Source organism: Pengzhenrongella sp. (genome assembly GCF_036565025.1).
Taxonomy (GTDB): domain Bacteria; phylum Actinomycetota; class Actinomycetes; order Actinomycetales; family Cellulomonadaceae; genus Pengzhenrongella.
This window is the reverse complement of the sequence record NZ_DATCNW010000203.1, coordinates 1-16,224: the sequence shown is the minus strand read 5'-3', so window position 1 is coordinate 16,224 and position 16,224 is coordinate 1. Positions and strand designations below refer to the sequence as shown.

The following is a 16,224-nucleotide window of genomic DNA, read 5'->3' as shown; positions in this document are numbered from 1 at the left end:
GTCAGGTGGGGTGCGGGCCTACGAAGAGGCAGAAGGGGTGGCCGGCCAGGTCCGCGTAGACGCGCAGGGGCTCTTCGGGGTCCTCGGAGCGGTCGCGGAGGAGCCGGGCGCCCAGGCCGAGGGCTCGCTCGTGCTGGACCTCGAGGTCCTCCAACGTGGGCACGTCCAGGTCCAGGTGCAGCATCTGCGGGTGCGGGCCCTCGGGCCAGGTGGGTTCGGGCAGCACCGCCACGTTCTGGAACGCGATCCGCACACCGAGATCGCTGCGGAGCACCAGCCAGTCCTTGCCGCGGGGATCCGGCTCTCCGGCCGGCGGCGGCTCGTCCCCCGGCCGGTACCGCCAGCCGAGCAGCTCGCGGTAGAACTCCGCGAGCAGGCGAGCGTCGGTGCAGTCAAGAACGACCTGCCGGAGCAGCGGGTAGCTGGGCGTCGAGTCCACGGGATAACCTCCAGGTCAGGTCAGGTCCGGGCCAGGGCGGCGATGAACCCCCCGGCGAACGTGTCGCCCAACCCGATGGTGGTCGGGTGTTCGACGTCGACCACGAACGCCGGGACGCAGCAGACCGCGCTGCCCATCGTGCTCCGCAGGCCCGCCGCTAGATCGGCGCCGCGCGGGTGCACGGGCAGCATGCTCACCGCTCGGTACTCGCGCTCGCCGAAGTCGTCCCCGTGGGCGTATCGGGTGCTCGCCATCGTGATTCCGCCGCGCAAGCCCTCCTCGTAGGACTCGGCCCGGTCGCCCAGCGCGAGCGACCAGTACTTGGTGTGGATGACCAGGGTCGCGGCCGGCACCAGCGCGTGCACGTCGACGAGCGCCCGCGCCATCTCCTCCACGTCGAGCAGGTCGAGGGAACGGCCCAGGTACGCCTGCAGCTCGTCCTCGTTCATGCTGTAGACGTCGATGACGTCCAGCAGCGCGTCGCGCACGCGCTGGCTCATGGCCGGCACGTGGAATCCGGCGTCCTCGTAGTAGACGACGGCGGTCGGCGGCAGCTGCTGCAGGTGCTTGCGGATGCCGCGCAGACGGTCGTCGAGCAGGTCCTCCTCCTGCATCGTGTTGAAGCCCGAGATCATGAAGATCTCGGCCTTGCTCAGCGCGGAGCCGAGCTCCTCGCTGAGCACCATCTCCCGGTTGGGAGGGTCGTTGGTGTAGATGATCCGGTTCGGGTGCGGCGCCACCAGCTCGAGGTCGCCGGACCGGACGCTCGTCCCCGCCCTGAACTGGACGATGAGGTGCGGATCGGTCGAGTCCTGCGCGGCGCTGCACACGTACCCGCAGCCAGCCGGCAGCAGCCGGCGAACGGTGTCGTCGATGCTCACCAGGTGCAGCGTGCAGGTGACGCCGAGCGCACGCATGCCGAGCGCCGCCCGGACCGGCGTGCCACCGAGGGTGATCCGCTTGCGGAACCGGGCGGCGAACTGCTCCACGATGTCGGAGGAGGCGACGAACCGCTCTCCTCCGACACCGTCCCTCAGGAAGGCCAGCAACGAGACCACCAGGTCCCGCTCGCTGCGCACAGCGATCGAGGTGGTCAGCTCCGCGCTGCGGATGGCGTAGCCCGCGACGAGCTCCTCGATGACCAGGGAGTCCCAGGCGATCTCGTAGTCGACGGTGCCACCCAGCCCCAGCACCAGCTTCTCGCTAGCGGACTTCTCTGTCATGGGCTATTCGTTCTCGTAGCCAGCCGTGCGGATCAGTAGAGCTTCGCCTTGCCGGCGGCGTTGAACAGGTCGATCTTCTGCGCCGCGGTCTCCTTCATCGCCGCGATGCAGGGCGGCTGGATGGTGTTCGGCTCGCGCAGCGTCAGGTCGGCCATCACCTCACGCATCTTGTTGTGGTACGCGACCTTGATGTCGCTCGAGATGTTGATCTTGTTGATGCCGAGGACGACCGACTGGCCGATCTCGGCGTCGGGGTTGTTGGAGCCACCGTGCAGCACCAGCGGAATGCTCACCTTGCTGCGGATGCGCTGCAGCAGGTCGAGCTTGAGCTCTGCTTTCAGGCCCTTGGGGTAGATGCCGTGGGACGTGCCGATGGCGATCGCGAGGCTGTCCACGCCGGTGGCCCGGACGAACCGCACGGCGTCGTCGGGATCGGTATAGATGATGTTCGACGCCGCGACGCCGTCCTCCGCCTGCTCGTCCAGCTTGCCGATCGTGCCCAGCTCGCCCTCGACCGACAGGCCGACGGCGTGCGCCGTGTCCGCGATCTTCTTCGTGATGGCGACGTTCTCGTCGAACGGGAGCATGGAGCCGTCGAGCATGACGGACGTGAAGCCGCTCTTGATCGCCAGCAGCACCTGCTCGTACGTCCCGCCGTGGTCCAGGTGGATGGTGACCGGGACCGACGAGCGGTGCGCCCGGGAGATGATCGCCGGCAGCATGTCGACGCCGATGTGGCTCAGCTCGTCCGGGTGGATCGCGATGATCACCGGGGACTCCTTCTCCTCGCTGATCTCGAAGATGCCGTTCATCATCGCGTAGTCGCTCACGTTGAATGCCGGCACCGCGAAGTGGTTGGCGTTCGCCACTGAAAGAAGGTCGATACCATTCATCAACATTGCGGGGTTTCTCCTTGGATCGTGTGATTGAAGTAGAACAGATGTGGGGGTCGGGACTCAGCCCTTGACGGAGCCGCCGGACAGTCCGCCGATGAAATACCGCTGGAAAAACAGGAAAAGGAGCAGCACGGGGATGCAGCCAAGAATGCTCATGGCCATCATCTCGTTCCATTTGTACGAGTGCTGACCCATGAGCAGCTGAATGCCGATGGGCACCGTGCGCATGTCCTCGGTCCGGGTCAGGGTGAGGGCGAAGAGGTACTCGTTCCAGGCGATCATGAACGTGTAGATGCCGACCGAGACGATGCCCGGGATGGAGATCGGCAGCAGCACCCGCCACAACGCGGTCAGGGCATTTCCACCATCGAGCTTGACGGCCTCGTCGAGCTCCTTGGGCAGGGTGTTGAAGTAGCCGGTCATCATGATGATCGCGTAGGGCAGGGTGAACACCATGTACGTCAGGATCAGCGCGTAGTACGTGTTGTACAGGTGCAGCACCACCATCAACCCGAAGTACGGGATGAGCAGCGTGATCGGCGGCACCGCCTGCACGCTCACGATGATCATGTTGAGCGGGCCCTTGTAGCGGAACTCGTACCGGCTGAACGCGTACGCGGCCATGATCGCGACGGCGAGCGTCAGCACCGTGACCGACAACGACACCACGTAGCTGTTGGTGAAGAACCGCACCTTCACGGGGTCGCTCAGGATCGTGTGGTAGGCCTCGAACGAGAACGACTTCGTGATGATCTTCGGTGGGTACTCGAAGATCTCCGAGTTCGCCTTGAAGGAGCTCACCGCCATCCAGAACACCGGGAAGCCGGCGAACACGGCCCCGATGACCAGCGGGATGATGACGCCGATCTTCTTCAGCGATCGGCTCCGCTTCTTGGCCAGCGTTCGGCTGCGCTGATTGGTCAGGGTAAGGCTGCTCATGGGTCAGTCCCGCGCTTTCTGGTGCCTGACGTAGAAGAACGACAGCACCATCGAGAAGAGGAGAATGATGACCGCGCTCGCCGATGCCTCGGAGAACTCGTAGCGACTGAAGGCCAGCTTGTAGGTGTACGTGCTGAGCATCTCGGTGACGTTGATGGGGCCACCGCCGGTGGTCATCCAGATCAGGGCGAACTGCTGGGTGGTCCAGATGACGTCGAGCATCGCCATCGCGATGATGATCGGCTTGAGCTGCGGGAGCGTCACGTGCAGGAACTGCTGGAGTCCGTTCGCCCCGTCCACCGTGGCCGCCTCGTACAGGTCGCGTGGGATCCCCTGCAGACCGGCCAGCAGGCTGATCATGAAGAACGGATAGCCTGCCCAGACGTTGATGAAGGTGACCGCATACAGCGCCGTCTGGCGTGAGGCCAGCCACTCGACGCCGGTGTCGACGAAGCCCAGGCTGATCAGCGCGTAGTTCGCGATGCCGTTCGGGGCGAGGATCAGCCGCCACAGGACCGCGATGATCGCCACGGTGAACAGCCACGGGAGGATGTACACCACCCGGAACAGCGCCTTGGTCACGATGCCCAGCAGCGGCGTGTTCAGCAGCATCGCGAACCCGAGACCCAGCACGAGGTGGGCGGCCACGCTGGAGGACGTGAAGAACAGGGTGTTCCCGATCGCGGTGTAGAACACCGGGTCGGTGAGCACCTCGCGATAGTTGGTGAACCCCGCGAACACCGGGTTCTGGTTCACGATCACGTTGTCCATGACCGAGTAGCTGACGACCATGACGATCGGGATGAGCGTCAGGACGATCATCAACACTGCTGTCGGGGAGATGAACCCGTACGGCGCGAGCTTCCGCTTGAACCTGGTCCACGCGGTGCCGCGCTGCCTCGCCGGCGGCGGGGCGGTCCGGCGCCGCGCGTCCGGATCGGCGATTACAGATGTCACGGAAAAAGCCTCCTTGGGGATCGGCCGCGCCATGGCACCAGCCATGGCGCGGCCTTTCACGAATTCGCTCACGATCCTTGAGCTGGACCTAGAACTCGCTCGTCCACTTGTCCTGGACGTTCTTCAGCATCGTGTCGACCGACTGGTCGCTCGTGAGCGTCTGCTGGAACTGCTCGTCGAAGTCGCGCATGAGCTGCTCCGCCACCGGAAGGCCGGTGAACTCGTTGGCCGGGTGGCCGCTCTTGTAGATGTCGAAGGCGGTCTTGAAGAGCGCATCGGTCTTGACGAAGTCGGGCACGGACTTGGTGTTCCCGGGGAACGCGAAGGCCGCGGAGGAGAGCTCGGAGTTGGTCTTCTCGCTCATCAGGAACGAGACCAGCTTGAACGCCTCGGCCTTGTGCTTGGAGTTGTTGGCGATGCCGACGCCCCAGGATGCGTACGGGATCCCACGTTCACCGGTGTAGCCGTCCTTGGCCGGGATCGCCGAGATGGAGAACTTGAGGTTCTTGTTGTTCTCGCGGATGAGGTTGATGTGCGCGAGCGAGTCGATCATCATGCCGACCCGGCCGTTCGTGAACTCCTCGACCTTGTCCTGCTCCTTCATGGTCAGGGCTCCGGGAGCGATCACCTTGTCGTCGTAGAGGCCCTTGATGTACTCGACCGCGCTCTTCACGTCGGCATTGTTGACGTCGGGCTTGCCGTCCTTGAGCATGCTCCCGCCGGACGACCAGACCCACGACATGACGTCGTTCTGGATCCCGTTCGGCGCCTCGAGCGACAGCGGCAGGACCCAGCCCTTGGTGTTCGCACCCAGGGCACTAACGGCCTTCGCATCAGCGGCGAACTCCGTGCGGTCCGACGGCGGCTTGGTGACGCCGGCCTTCGTCAGCAGGGCGTCGTTGGAGAACAGCGGGTAGACGAAGTTGACCACCGGGATCATGTTCGTCTTGCCCTTGATCTTGATCTGGCTGGCGAGCTGGCTCTCGTCGTAGTTCGAGTCCTTCATGAGCTTCGACAGGTCCGCGATGGCGCCTTGCTTGGCGAAGTCGCTGACCCACGCGCCGTCCAGCCCGACGACGTCGGACATGGTGCCTGCGGCGGCACCGGCCACCACCTGCTCCTTGGTCGAGTCGTACGGTCCGCTGAGGAGTTTCACCTTGATGTTGGGATTCTCCTTCTCGAACTGGTCCATCAGTCCGCGGAGCGAACCCTTGGGCAGCTCCGGCTCCCACCACTGGGCAAACTCGAGGGTGACCTTTCCGCCCGAGGATGCGTCTGACGTGCTGCTCGGGCTACCGCCGGAACATCCAGCGGCCAGCATCACGGCCGTGCCTGCGCCGAGAAGTGCGAGGACTCGCCGTCGTGCGTGAGCGTCGTTGCCCATGATCATCCAATCTTCGACGTGCCGTAGTGTGCGGCTGTGTGCGGTTTCATGCACGTTCCCGCAGAGTAATCCAGCAAACGGACCGACGTCAATAGCCGAGACCAACTCGATACCTACCGGTGGACGACCCGGCCGGCACCTGGAGCGTCACCGCCTGACCGGGCGCCCGGGGGTTACCCAGGCGAGCGGAAGACAACGCGTCGTCGCAGGTGGGAGGCGTGATCTGGCGCGATCGAGAAGCTCTCGCGCGGGCCCCATAGAGACTCAGGACGGGACGTGCGAGCCGTACGGCCTCAACGCGGCGGGCAGTGCCGCACACGCGCAATGAACCGCATCCAACCGAACAGCATCCGAGGGGTGCCGAGCGCCGAGCCGGTCAGGAACGGTCGGCGGGCGCCGACCAGGTCAGGATCCGTCGCGCGGCCCCATCGCCGCAACCTTGACCTTGACCTGCGCCGTCGCGAGCAGCTCGGCGAGGCGGGCCGGCACGGGCTGGTCGGTGATGAGCATGTCGGCGGCCGACAGCTCCGCCACCTGGGCGAAGATGCTCCGGCCGAACTTCGAGCTGTCCGCGAGGACGACGACGAGCCGCGAGGACTTCATCATCTCGAGCATCATCCGGGCCTCGTGCAGGTTTGACGTCGAGTAGCCCATCTCCGCGCCGACCCCACCCACGCTGATCAGCGCGATGTCGGCCTGGATCCGGTGCGAGTGGCCGCCATCGGTCCCCGGGAACTCGACCGGCCCCACCGTGACCAGCGAGCCGACCCGGACGTTCCCGCCAAGAAGGTACACGTCACGGGCGCACTGCGACGGAATCTCGACGGGCGCGAGCAGGTTGTTCGTCACCACGGTGAGATTCCGGCGCCCGGCGAGGTGCGGCAGGACTGCCAGGGTCGTGGTGCCCCCGTTGAGCAGGATGGTCTGGCCGTCCTCGATGAGCGACGCCGCGAGCTCACCGATCCGGCGCTTGGCCTCGCCCTGGACGTGGATCCGTTCCGGGAAGGGTGTCTCCGCCTGGGAAAGGGTGCCGTTGCGCACCGCTCCCCCATGGGTGCGCTTGAGGACGCCGTCGGCCGCGAGCTCGTCGAGGTCGCGGCGCACGGTGTCCACCGAGACCCCGAACTGTTCGGCGAGCTCGCTCACGGTGAGCTCGCCGGCCTTGATCACCGAGGCGGCCAGCTCGTTCTTGCGGCGGGCAGGCAACCGCGGCGCCCGCTGGTTCACTACCATCGCCGATCTCCCCTGGCTTGTGCCTGCTGCGTCCGTACTGGCGCTGCTCATGCGACTATAAGCCTCTTCTTGCGGTTTTGTGCAGTCCTCATCTGCGGCTCTGTGCTGGCAGGGTGCGTAGGAGTCTCAACCCAGGGTGAGCCACGTGACGTTCAGCGCGTCGTGGAGGGAGCGTCAACAGCGCGAGCCGAAGCGCGGCTCAGTCTCGGCTCTCGGCCGCGATCCCGGCGTTGTGCTCCGCGACCCGCCCCGCGACGATGCCCTTGAGCTCCTCGAGACTCGAGACCTCGCCGACCCCCTCGAGCAGGGCCCGGGCCGGTCCGAAGTTCGCCGGGTTGTCGTACTCGGTCGCGAAGTCCGTCAGGAGGCCGGCAAGTTCCGCGTGCAACTTCTCGACGGCGGCCGGCGGGAGCAGGGAGAGCCCGACCGCGAACTCGACCCACGCCGCGATCACCGCCGGGACCGCGGCCCGGTCGTCCGCGTCCAGCGTCGCCTTGCGGGGCAGCCAGCGCAGGAGGAAGTTCCCCAGCTTGGTCGGGCTGACCCGCAACGGGCGGCCGTTGTCGTAGTCGAAGCCGTAGTCGACGAGCAACCGCGCCAGGTACTCCACTTCAGTCCCCGGCACGCCGACGTGCGCCGCCACGGGCGCCGAGGCTCCGAACCGCTCGACGATCCGGCCGCGCTCCGCCGGGTCCACCGCCGGCGGGTGATCGAGGTCGAACGGCACGGCGACCCCCGCCGAGCCGAGCGCCTCGCGGACGGCGGCGGCGTCGTCCGCCCGGGAGCCCACGCCCGCGCTCACGAGCCGGAGCCGGGCGAGCGCGAGGGCGATCGTGTCGCCGAACGACGCCGCGACGTCGGGCTGGTGCGTCATGTCGGTCGCTGCCAGGGCACGCACGAGCAGGAAGCAGGCCGCAGCGGGATCGAGCGGGGCGAACCGCGCCAGGCCCTCGCTCGCGGCGGCGTCCTGAGCCATGGCTCCGTGCAGCGCGTCGGGGTCCGGCGTGACCAGGAGGTCCGGGCACCAGCCACCGAGGTGGGAGAAGTCGACGAGCGCCCCGAGGGTGTGCCTGGCGCCCGCGCCGTCGAACTCCAGCAGGACGTGGGCCTGATCGCCGAACGCGTCGGTGAGCACCATGACGCGCGCCAGCCGCCAGGCGCCGATCGCCTCCGCCCAGGCCGGCAGGACGCGCGACCCCGCGCGCAGCCCCTTCCGGGCGAGGGCGCGGGAGGGTTCCGCGGGTGCCAGCTGAGCGAGGGCGACGAGCGCCGCGGTCGCCTCGCGGGTCGTGCGCGAGGTGAGGTCCTTGATGAGCCCATCGAGATTGTCGGTGGCGACCGCGGGGCGTGCCGGGTCGGCTCCCCGCATCGACCCGAGGAACTCCGAGACGACGAGCTCCGCCTCGAGCGGGTCCACCTTGCTCAAGGTCGGCCGCAGGGCCTCCGCCAGCAGGCCGTAGAGCGGATCGAACCGCGCCCGCTGGGGACCGCCCGGGGGCCTCTTGGCGGATCCGGCCTTCTTCGTTCGCTTGCGGCTGACGGGGCTCATGGTCGCCGAGTCTGCACTGCCGTCGTCCGCCGGGACAAGCCGGAGCAACCCCACCGGGAGCCGCGGGGAGGACCCGCGCGCGGTGAACCGCCTACGGACGCTGCATCCCGATCGCCTCGAGGCCTGCCGGACCCGCCACGACGGTGACGGCGTCCGCCTCGGAGCCGCGCACCGCAGCCACGACGTCGTCGAGCACCCAGGGAGCGGCGAGCCCGTCGGTTCGCACCCACACCTCGACCCGGGCTCCGGTGCGGTGCTCGACCGCGCGCCCGACGGCGGCGTCCGGCGCCCCGACCAGCAGGACGTACCGGGGACCGCCGCCCGCCGACGCGGCCGGCAGGCGCGAGCGGTCGTCGCGGTAGACGGCCCAGTGGTAGCCGGAGATGGCACCGGTCGCCAGCAGGATCGCGACCGGGATGCGCATGTCGCGCACCACCTGGGCGTCGAAGCCACCCTTGAGCGCGCCCTGGAACCCGAAGAACGCCGCGACCAGGACCGCGATGACCGCAGCGACCCCGCCGAGGCCGAACAGCACGAACAGGTAGAGCCGCCGGGTGGGTGAGGCGAGCTCGTCGGCATACGTGGCAGCGGCGGCGACGCTGGGGACGGCATCGGCGTCGGCGGCGTGGGGGGCGGAGTGGTCGGACCGGGTCGCGCGTCCGATGCGCGACCAGAACACCCACCACAGCGGGCCGCCGACGAGCAGCAGGGTCACCCCGGCCAGCAGCGAGTTGACCACCGCGGTGCCGACCTCGACCGCGGGGGCGGGCAGCAGGGACTCGACGAGCGCGACGATCACCATCGTCACGCCGACCGCCGCGGCCAGCAACGCGATGCCGGACATCAGGTACTCGTAGACCCGGGTGACCTCGGTGCGTTCGGGCGTCGCGCCGGCGAGCACCTGCCGGTGGTACCACCAGCTCGCGGCGCCGACCACGACGCAGGCCCCGGCGACCGCCGTGCCGTCGAAGTGGGTGGCGGCCTGGGTCGAGGCGGGCTCGCCGAGGAACCAGACGAGGACCTTGTTCAGCGCGATGCTGGCCCCGACGACCGCCAGCACGAGCGAACCCCCGACGCCGATCGGGAGCACGTAGCCGAACCACAGCGGTGACCGGCGGTCCGTGGCCAGGCCCCGCAGCCAGTAGACGACCCAGACCGGCACGCCCACGACCACCGTGGCCGCGGCCTGCCCGAGCTCGTTCGACTGGCCGCCGACGAGGGTCTTCGCGGGGTCCACCAGCAGCGCGTCGAGGCTCGCCCCGAGCAGCCAGGCGAGCCCGGCGACCGTGGTGGCCAGGCCGATGAGCGAGCCGATCGCGAGCTGGACGCGCCGGCGGTCGGCGTCGAGCAGGCGCTTCGCCACGGTCCAGTTCCCGAACCAGGCGGCCGCCCACACGACGGTCCGGGTCAGCGCGGCCCCGTCGAGACGCGGGTCGACGAGGGCGGCCGACGCGACGTCGTGCAGGGCGAACATCGAGGAGACCAGGGCGGTCAGCGGGGCGAGCGTGGCGTAGAACGCCCAGCCGAGCGAGCGCGCCTCGTCGCGGTCCGCGCGCAGGCGGCGGCGCGACCACGCCACCATCAGGGCGAACATCGGCAGGCCGAACACGGAGAAGGTCAGGGCTCGGGCCAGTCCGGAGCGGTCGCCGCCCGCGAGCGCGGGCTTCTCGACGAGCAGGCCGAGCAGCTCCGACAGGCCGACGGCGGCCACGATCATCAGCCCGTAGAGCAGCAGGTACTGGAAGAAGCGCCGGACGCTGCGCGCGTCGATCCCGCCGCCGCCACCGGTGGAGCGGTTGCCGAAGTGCCGCACCGCCCACACGACCAGCACGATCGGGACCACGAGGAACAGCAGCGAGGAGACCAGCCCGAGGAACATGCCTCAGCCCTTCCCTGCCGTGCAGCCGGACAGCAGCCACGGCGACTCGGCGATCTGCCAGACCCCTGCGTCCCGCTGCAGGGTGATCCGCTCGCTGTGCGTGTACGCCGAGGACCCGAAGAGCTCGTCGCCGGAGCCCTCGGTCACCTTGACCGTGACGACCGCGCGGTCACCGTCGACGACGGCGTCGTCGAGCACGATCCGGGCGGACTCGGGCACGGCGGCGAGCGCCAGGTCCGACTCCCCGCACCCGGAGGACGGCGAGAGCAGGTCCGCGGCGCGCGAGTGGTCGCCGTCGAGCACGGCCTTCAGGTACGCCTGGACGACTCCTTGCGGGGTGTGCGGGTCGAACTGGGGCGGGGTGCGGTTGGCCACCACCACCCCGGCAACGACGGCGACGAGCACCACGGCGCCGACGAGGGCGGCAAGGACACGGTTCGGTCCGATGGGCACTGGGTGGGTCTCCACGGTCGTGAGGTTTCGGCGGCACCGCCGAGGTTCGTCCCATGATGCGGTACGCGACGCGTCATGGGACGAACCCGACGACGGCGAGCCACCTATAGCTGCGCCGCCCGCGCCGGCATGATCAGCGGGACGGCTCCGGGCAGGTGGGCCGGCGCCGGCGCCGGCGCGGCGAGCACCGGCTTGCGGAGCCTCGGGCGGAACGCGTCGAGCGTCGGTATCGCCACGCCGTCGAGCCCGATGCCGAGCGTGACGAGGCGGTACGCATCGGGGAACTGCGTGCGCTGGCGCTCGAACATCGGCGCGCAGTGGGCGTAGACCGGCGTGCTCTTCGCGGACCCGAGGTAGGAGGCCGTGTTCGTCCCCGGCAAGGGTCGGGTGAGGATGCCCACCGAACCCAGCAGGCGGCGCACGCGCTCGTCCAGGATCGCGACGAACGAGCTCATCCGGTTCGCCCGCGTGACGGCGACGACGCCGTGGTAGAGCGCGAGGGACAGCTGCGTCCCCCCGCCCGTCGAACCGGACCGCACCCCGAGGGTCGCCACCTCCCAGGTGGACCCGAGATCGATGCCGACCGCCGCCGCGGCGCGCCCGCCGTCGACGTCCCACGGCTCACGCCCGACGTCGACCAGCATCTTCAGTCCGGCGTGTCCCCCGGGCTGGAGCATCCGGGCCGCCCCGAGGACCTCGCCGGCCTGGTTCGCCAGCACGAGGAACATCGAGCTGTCCTCGTAGGCCCCGTACTCCTCGGCGAGCTGCTCACGGGTGTTGCCGAACCATTTCAGGAATACCTCGGCCTCGCAGTCCCGGGCCCCCGCCAACAACGCACCGTGAACGTCGAAGTGCATCGAGAGCTCGGAGGGCATCAGAACTCCTTGAACGCGACGTCGGTGGCGTCGAACCACTCCCTCGTGAATTCGACCACGGCCGCCGCGGAAAAGGCCTTGCACGCATACACGTCGACGCTGAAGAACAGCCGGGGAACGTCCCAGGCGTAAAAGTGGGCCCCGGAGGTCTCCCAGTGGATCCAGCCCGCCCAGCCGAATTCCGGCGACTGGTGGGTGACCGGCTCCAGCAGCTCGAGCATGTCGATCGTCTTGGACAGCGCGGACAGATACTCCCTGATCGCAGCCGCGTCGATCGGCTCGCGGCACAGACCCTCGACCACCAGTCGTTGCCGGTGGATTTCGGGAGCTAGGTCTCGCACAGCATCTCCAGTCACTTAAGCCCCGGACGGGCACCCGATCGCCACCGGCAGCACGAATATCTTTTCGCGGACGGTGGCGCGCGGCCGAAAGTAACTGAGGAATAGCATACTCGTCCGCCGCATCATCATAGGGGTCGGACAATTCACCCAGGTCACCAAAAGTTCCCCGGTCGAGGGTCGGATGCCTCGGTTATTTCGAAAACGCGAATGAGTCGACGCCGCTTAACACCACAATCCCGACAATTCGGGGCACTTCAAGGGTGGTGCGGCACTGCGTCCGCGCATGGCGACCATGGCGAACCTCACCCTGTCCGGGGTCGCCGGCCCGCCCGGTCCGTTAGGCCGATCGGGCGAAACGTCGTGCTCCCAGCGCCGGGTGGCCGGCGGAGGGGATCCGGGGCATCACGGCACGAACCCGGGCGGGCGAGCGCGATGGACGGCCCGGCGGGCGAGCGCGATCGACGCTCTGGGCATGGGAGATCACAGGCGCGATGACCCTCGCCGTGACCGGCCCGTCTCGAGTCAGAGCCCGCCGCTGAATTCGATCGGGTGCCCCGCGACGATCTCGGCGGCGGCTTTCCGCAGGACGTCACCCGTCAGATTCATCCCGCGCTTGATGAGCTCCTCGTTCAGCTGCTCCGCGATCTCTTCCGCGGAGCGTCCACCGGCAACCCCGACGGCGGCCGCCGCCTCGTTCGCCTTCTCCAGAACGATGGCCGCAACGTCTCGCTCGGCGCCCGGATGCATGGTGATCTTGGTCGTTGTCATAGACAAAAGGCTAGCCAGCCCGCGCGCCTGTTTGAAGGGCCGCGGCACCCGCCTTTCCGAGGCTCGACAACTCCACCCGCCGACGTCGTACCGCGGGTCCCCCGCCGTCCTAACCTGCTGAGATGACGCAAGACCTGACCGTCGTCGAGCGGGTCGCCGGCCGCTGCGGGGAACTGGTCCTGCTGCGGCGGGACGGGCAGTTCGAGATCGTCGCGAACGGCGTCTTCCTGATGGACACCCGCGGCGGTGCCTCGGAACGGCTACAGGTGAGCGTCACCGCCGATCGCATGCCGCCGCCGGGGCGGATGCTGATCGGCGGGCTCGGCGTGGGGTTCGCGCTGGCTGCCGCCCTCGATCGGCCCGACGTCGGGCAGGTGCACGTCGTCGAGCGGGAACCGGCGGTGCTGCGGTGGAACCGCGGCGTGCTGGCGGGGTCGAACGGCGGCGGGCTGCTCGATCCGCGGGTGCACAGCTACGAGGACGACGTCGCGGGCTGGCTCGCGGGCGCGCCCGGGGGCTCGCTCGACGCGATCTGCCTCGACGTGGACAACGGACCGGAGTGGCTCGTGTCGCCCGACAACGCGTGGCTGTACGGGGCGGACGGGCTGGGCGCGGCCGCGCGTGCGCTGTCGCCCGGCGGCGTGCTGACGATCTGGAGCGCCGCGCAGGCGCCGGCGTTCGTCGCACGGATGACGGAGCACTTCGCTGACGTCGAGGTCCTCGAGGTCCCCGCCGCGCACGGGGTGCCGGACGTGATCATCCTGGGCCGGGTGCCGCGGATCCGCGACGAGGATCAGCCTGGAAGCCGTCCGCGACGCAGCATTCTGTGAGACTTCTCCCTACGCTGGCGGGCATGGGAACGGTGCCGTTGAGCGAAGCGCGCCGCACGCTTCGAGCGTTGGTCGAGCGGGTCGAACAGACCCATGAACGGGTCACGCTCACACTCGACGGACGCCCCGCGGCGGTTCTCGTCAGCGCCGCGGACCTCGAAGCCCTGGAAGAAACTCTTGCCGTGCTCTCTGACAGCGGACTGATGCGGCAGCTCGCCGAGGCGAAGGACGCCATCGACGCAGGGGACGTCGTCGACGAAACGGGGCTGCGCGACTTCCAGAGGCGTTCCGGCCGCTGACCCTCCGAAACCAGAACCCCGGATAGCGCAAAACACTCAGCCCCGGTGGCGCTCGTCCGATGAGGGCGGTATGAAACTCGCGTACCGCCGCTGGTGGCGGCTCGGCGTCCCGCTCGCTGTCGCGGCGCTGCTCGTCGGCGCCTCCTCCGCGCAGGGGGCCGGGGCCGCGCGGGCCGACGCGCCGTCGGGCACGGGCGGGTACAGCTGCCCGGGGTCGGTCGGGGGCCGCAGCCTCGAGGGTCCGACCAACGTCGCCATCCCCGGCGTCGAGGTGCAGGGCGACGCGTCCAACGACTTCCTGGTCACCTGCTCGTACGCCGGACCGTCGTCATGGTGGGCGATCGAGGTCGCGTGGACCCCGCCGGGAAGCAGCAGCCGCACGTTCGAGGGGTGCGGCAGCGTCCCGGGCCGCCCGCTCGCGACCTTCGTCAGCGCGGACCGCTGGGCGTACGCGGGCACCAACCTCGACGAACCGCCCGCAGTGCTCGCGGCGGCCGCCCGGAAGGCGCTGACCGACGTCGAGAAGCTGGCGTCGCCCTGCGTACCCGCCACGGGCGAGCCGACGTCGGCCGGGACGCCGCCCGCGGCGAGCACTCCCCTGCCGGGCCGGCCGCTGTGCGACGAGGCGGTCCGGTACTACGGGGACACGCTGGCCCAGGCGGGGGTGACCGACCCGAAGGCCACGCGGCTGCGCACCGGCCTCGCGGAGATCCTCACGGGATTCGCCGCCGTGATCACCGACTACGACGCCGCGCACGCCGGCGCGCCCGCGCACAGCGCGGTCGGGTCGACGGGCGTCACGCTGGGGGCCATCAACTGGCTGTGGGAGGTCGGCGGTCTGAGCAGCAAGATTCCCGGCATCAGCAAGCTGTACGGCAATGCGCCGACCGACGCCTTCGTGACGCACACCGAGCCGCGGCTCGCGCAGAAGATCGCGGCCTCGAGCCATCCGCTCTCGCCCGCGGAGGTGTTCGCGATCGCCCTCGAGCTCAACAAGGGCGACGTCGGCAACGCGTTGCTCGCGGCGCACAACACGTTGCGGGCGCTGGGCCGCGGCGACCTGGTCGACCAGGAGCTCACCGGTGTCTCGAAGGCGGACGGCTCGCTGTACGGGACGCATCTGGCGGACCTGCGCAGCGGCGCGGAGAACTCCGGCCCGTGGTACCACCTGTTCGGCACCGCGTACTTCGAGCTCGTGTCGTCGTTGACGGGCAAGGGCGCGGAGCTCGCGCAGGCCGCCGCCTTCGCGTCCGACGACGCGCCAGCGGGGGCCACGGCGGTCGCCGCCGCGACCGACCACTTCGGCGGGCAGCTGCCGACGGCGTCCGCCCTGTCGGGCTGGGCGAACTGGGCCGAGCAGCGGATCCGCGCCCGGAACGGGTCGAAGCCCGACCCGGAGAAGTACTGCCTGAATGTGTGGGGCGCACAGCTCGGCGCCGTGCTGGCACAGGCGATGGGCGGAACGGCGAGCTATGCGAGCAGCTCGTTCGAGTTCGACGCGAACGCGGGCGGGTCGGAGGTGGACGTGCTGCAGTCCCCGTTCTCGGTGCGCTGGACGACGCCGGCGGGGACGACGACGCTCGACCAGACGTCGGGCACGGTGACGTTCGGCAACGCGCTGCTCGTCTATCCGCTCGCCGAGGGTGGCAGCTGGGGCGGGGTGTTCGTGCCGCCGGCGGACTCGAGTGGGACGGTCACGTTCGTGGCTACCAAGGCGGGGGCTGAGCTGCACTTCTTGCGGGTGAATCCCCGCGAAGCCGTGCTCTACCGGGCAACCGCGGGCCAGGCCGGCGAGGAGATGACGCTGGCCTTGGGTACGGAGTCCTTCGGGGCGGCGATGACGAGCTCAGGCGGGGAGTCGATCGTCCCGGAGCGGTTGAATCCAACGACCACCAACGTCAGCGCCCGTACCAGTGCCGGCCTCAGCCCGTTCCCGGACCGGTCGGGGGACGCCTCTTCGGCCGCTGCGAAGCTGGCCGGCGCCGGCACCGTCCTCGTCCTGCTCGGCGTCGGGACCGCGCTGCTGATCAAAAGACGCCGCAACCCTCCCTCGAATCGCGTGAACTCCCCGTAACGTCCGAGCGCTGACGTCCTATAGGACGTCAGCGCTCGGACGTTACGGGGTAAGAGTTCCCTGCGGCGGGCACACATCTTTGTGT

General features: G+C 69.2%; 16 protein-coding genes. 3 read left to right on the top strand and 13 right to left on the bottom strand.

Translation table 11 applies throughout. The annotated features are described in order from the left end of the window. Position 1: 1 nt before the first annotated feature. From VIM26_RS11795 to VIM26_RS11735, 13 genes are all read right to left on the bottom strand, one after another. Positions 2–439: a VOC family protein gene (locus tag VIM26_RS11795; protein WP_331951365.1), complete on the bottom strand. Its 438-nt coding sequence runs from the start codon at positions 437–439 to the stop codon at positions 2–4. A 20-nt stretch (positions 440–459) separates the two neighbouring features. Further along, entirely contained in the window at positions 460–1,662 is a 1,203-nt protein-coding gene (locus tag VIM26_RS11790; RefSeq protein ID WP_331951363.1) for an ADP-dependent glucokinase/phosphofructokinase, read from the bottom strand. Positions 1,663–1,694: 32 nt separating this feature from the next. Continuing rightward, entirely contained in the window at positions 1,695–2,555 is an 861-nt protein-coding gene (locus tag VIM26_RS11785; RefSeq protein WP_331951367.1) for a ketose-bisphosphate aldolase, read from the bottom strand. 63 nt (positions 2,556–2,618) lie between these two features. Further along, a complete protein-coding gene (locus VIM26_RS11780; RefSeq protein WP_331951361.1) occupies positions 2,619–3,497 on the bottom strand; it encodes a carbohydrate ABC transporter permease in 879 nt (292 codons plus the stop codon). Positions 3,498–3,500: 3 nt separating this feature from the next. Then, positions 3,501–4,454 (bottom strand): sugar ABC transporter permease, encoded by a 954-nt coding sequence (locus VIM26_RS11775; RefSeq protein ID WP_331951359.1) that lies wholly within the window; start codon positions 4,452–4,454, stop codon positions 3,501–3,503. 88 nt (positions 4,455–4,542) lie between these two features. After that, positions 4,543–5,838: a sugar ABC transporter substrate-binding protein gene (locus tag VIM26_RS11770; RefSeq protein ID WP_331951357.1), complete on the bottom strand. Its 1,296-nt coding sequence runs from the start codon at positions 5,836–5,838 to the stop codon at positions 4,543–4,545. A gap of 405 nt (positions 5,839–6,243) precedes the next feature. Next, the gene (locus VIM26_RS11765; RefSeq protein WP_331951355.1) at positions 6,244–7,071 is read right to left on the bottom strand and encodes a DeoR/GlpR family DNA-binding transcription regulator; all 828 of its coding nucleotides are present in this window, start codon (positions 7,069–7,071) and stop codon (positions 6,244–6,246) included. A gap of 199 nt (positions 7,072–7,270) precedes the next feature. Further along, on the bottom strand, positions 7,271–8,620 hold the full coding sequence (locus VIM26_RS11760; RefSeq protein WP_331951353.1) for a hypothetical protein: 1,350 nt from the start codon (positions 8,618–8,620) through the stop codon (positions 7,271–7,273). Between the two features lie 91 nt (positions 8,621–8,711). Then, entirely contained in the window at positions 8,712–10,499 is a 1,788-nt protein-coding gene (locus tag VIM26_RS11755) for a DUF5671 domain-containing protein (protein WP_331951351.1), read from the bottom strand. A gap of 3 nt (positions 10,500–10,502) precedes the next feature. Beyond that, a complete protein-coding gene (locus tag VIM26_RS11750; RefSeq protein ID WP_331951349.1) occupies positions 10,503–10,967 on the bottom strand; it encodes a hypothetical protein in 465 nt (154 codons plus the stop codon). Between the two features lie 89 nt (positions 10,968–11,056). Further along, on the bottom strand, positions 11,057–11,827 hold the full coding sequence (locus tag VIM26_RS11745) for a hypothetical protein (RefSeq protein ID WP_331951347.1): 771 nt from the start codon (positions 11,825–11,827) through the stop codon (positions 11,057–11,059). After that, positions 11,827–12,168, bottom strand: coding sequence for an S-adenosylmethionine decarboxylase (locus tag VIM26_RS11740; protein ID WP_331951345.1), 342 nt, complete (start codon positions 12,166–12,168; stop codon positions 11,827–11,829). Before VIM26_RS11740 ends, VIM26_RS11745 begins: the two co-directional genes overlap by 1 nt. Before the next feature lie 522 nt (positions 12,169–12,690). Next, positions 12,691–12,936 (bottom strand): hypothetical protein, encoded by a 246-nt coding sequence (locus VIM26_RS11735; protein ID WP_331951343.1) that lies wholly within the window; start codon positions 12,934–12,936, stop codon positions 12,691–12,693. A 122-nt stretch (positions 12,937–13,058) separates the two neighbouring features. Here VIM26_RS11735 and VIM26_RS11730 point away from each other — a divergent pair, with 122 nt between their 5' ends. From VIM26_RS11730 to VIM26_RS11720, 3 genes are all read left to right on the top strand, one after another. Next, positions 13,059–13,766 carry a hypothetical protein gene (locus tag VIM26_RS11730; RefSeq protein WP_331951341.1) on the top strand — a complete coding sequence of 236 codons (708 nt, stop codon included), beginning with the start codon at positions 13,059–13,061 and terminating at the stop codon, positions 13,764–13,766. A gap of 23 nt (positions 13,767–13,789) precedes the next feature. Next, positions 13,790–14,065 carry a type II toxin-antitoxin system Phd/YefM family antitoxin gene (locus VIM26_RS11725; RefSeq protein WP_331951339.1) on the top strand — a complete coding sequence of 92 codons (276 nt, stop codon included), beginning with the start codon at positions 13,790–13,792 and terminating at the stop codon, positions 14,063–14,065. Between the two features lie 70 nt (positions 14,066–14,135). After that, positions 14,136–16,139: a hypothetical protein gene (locus tag VIM26_RS11720; RefSeq protein WP_331951337.1), complete on the top strand. Its 2,004-nt coding sequence runs from the start codon at positions 14,136–14,138 to the stop codon at positions 16,137–16,139. Positions 16,140–16,224: the final 85 nt, after the last annotated feature.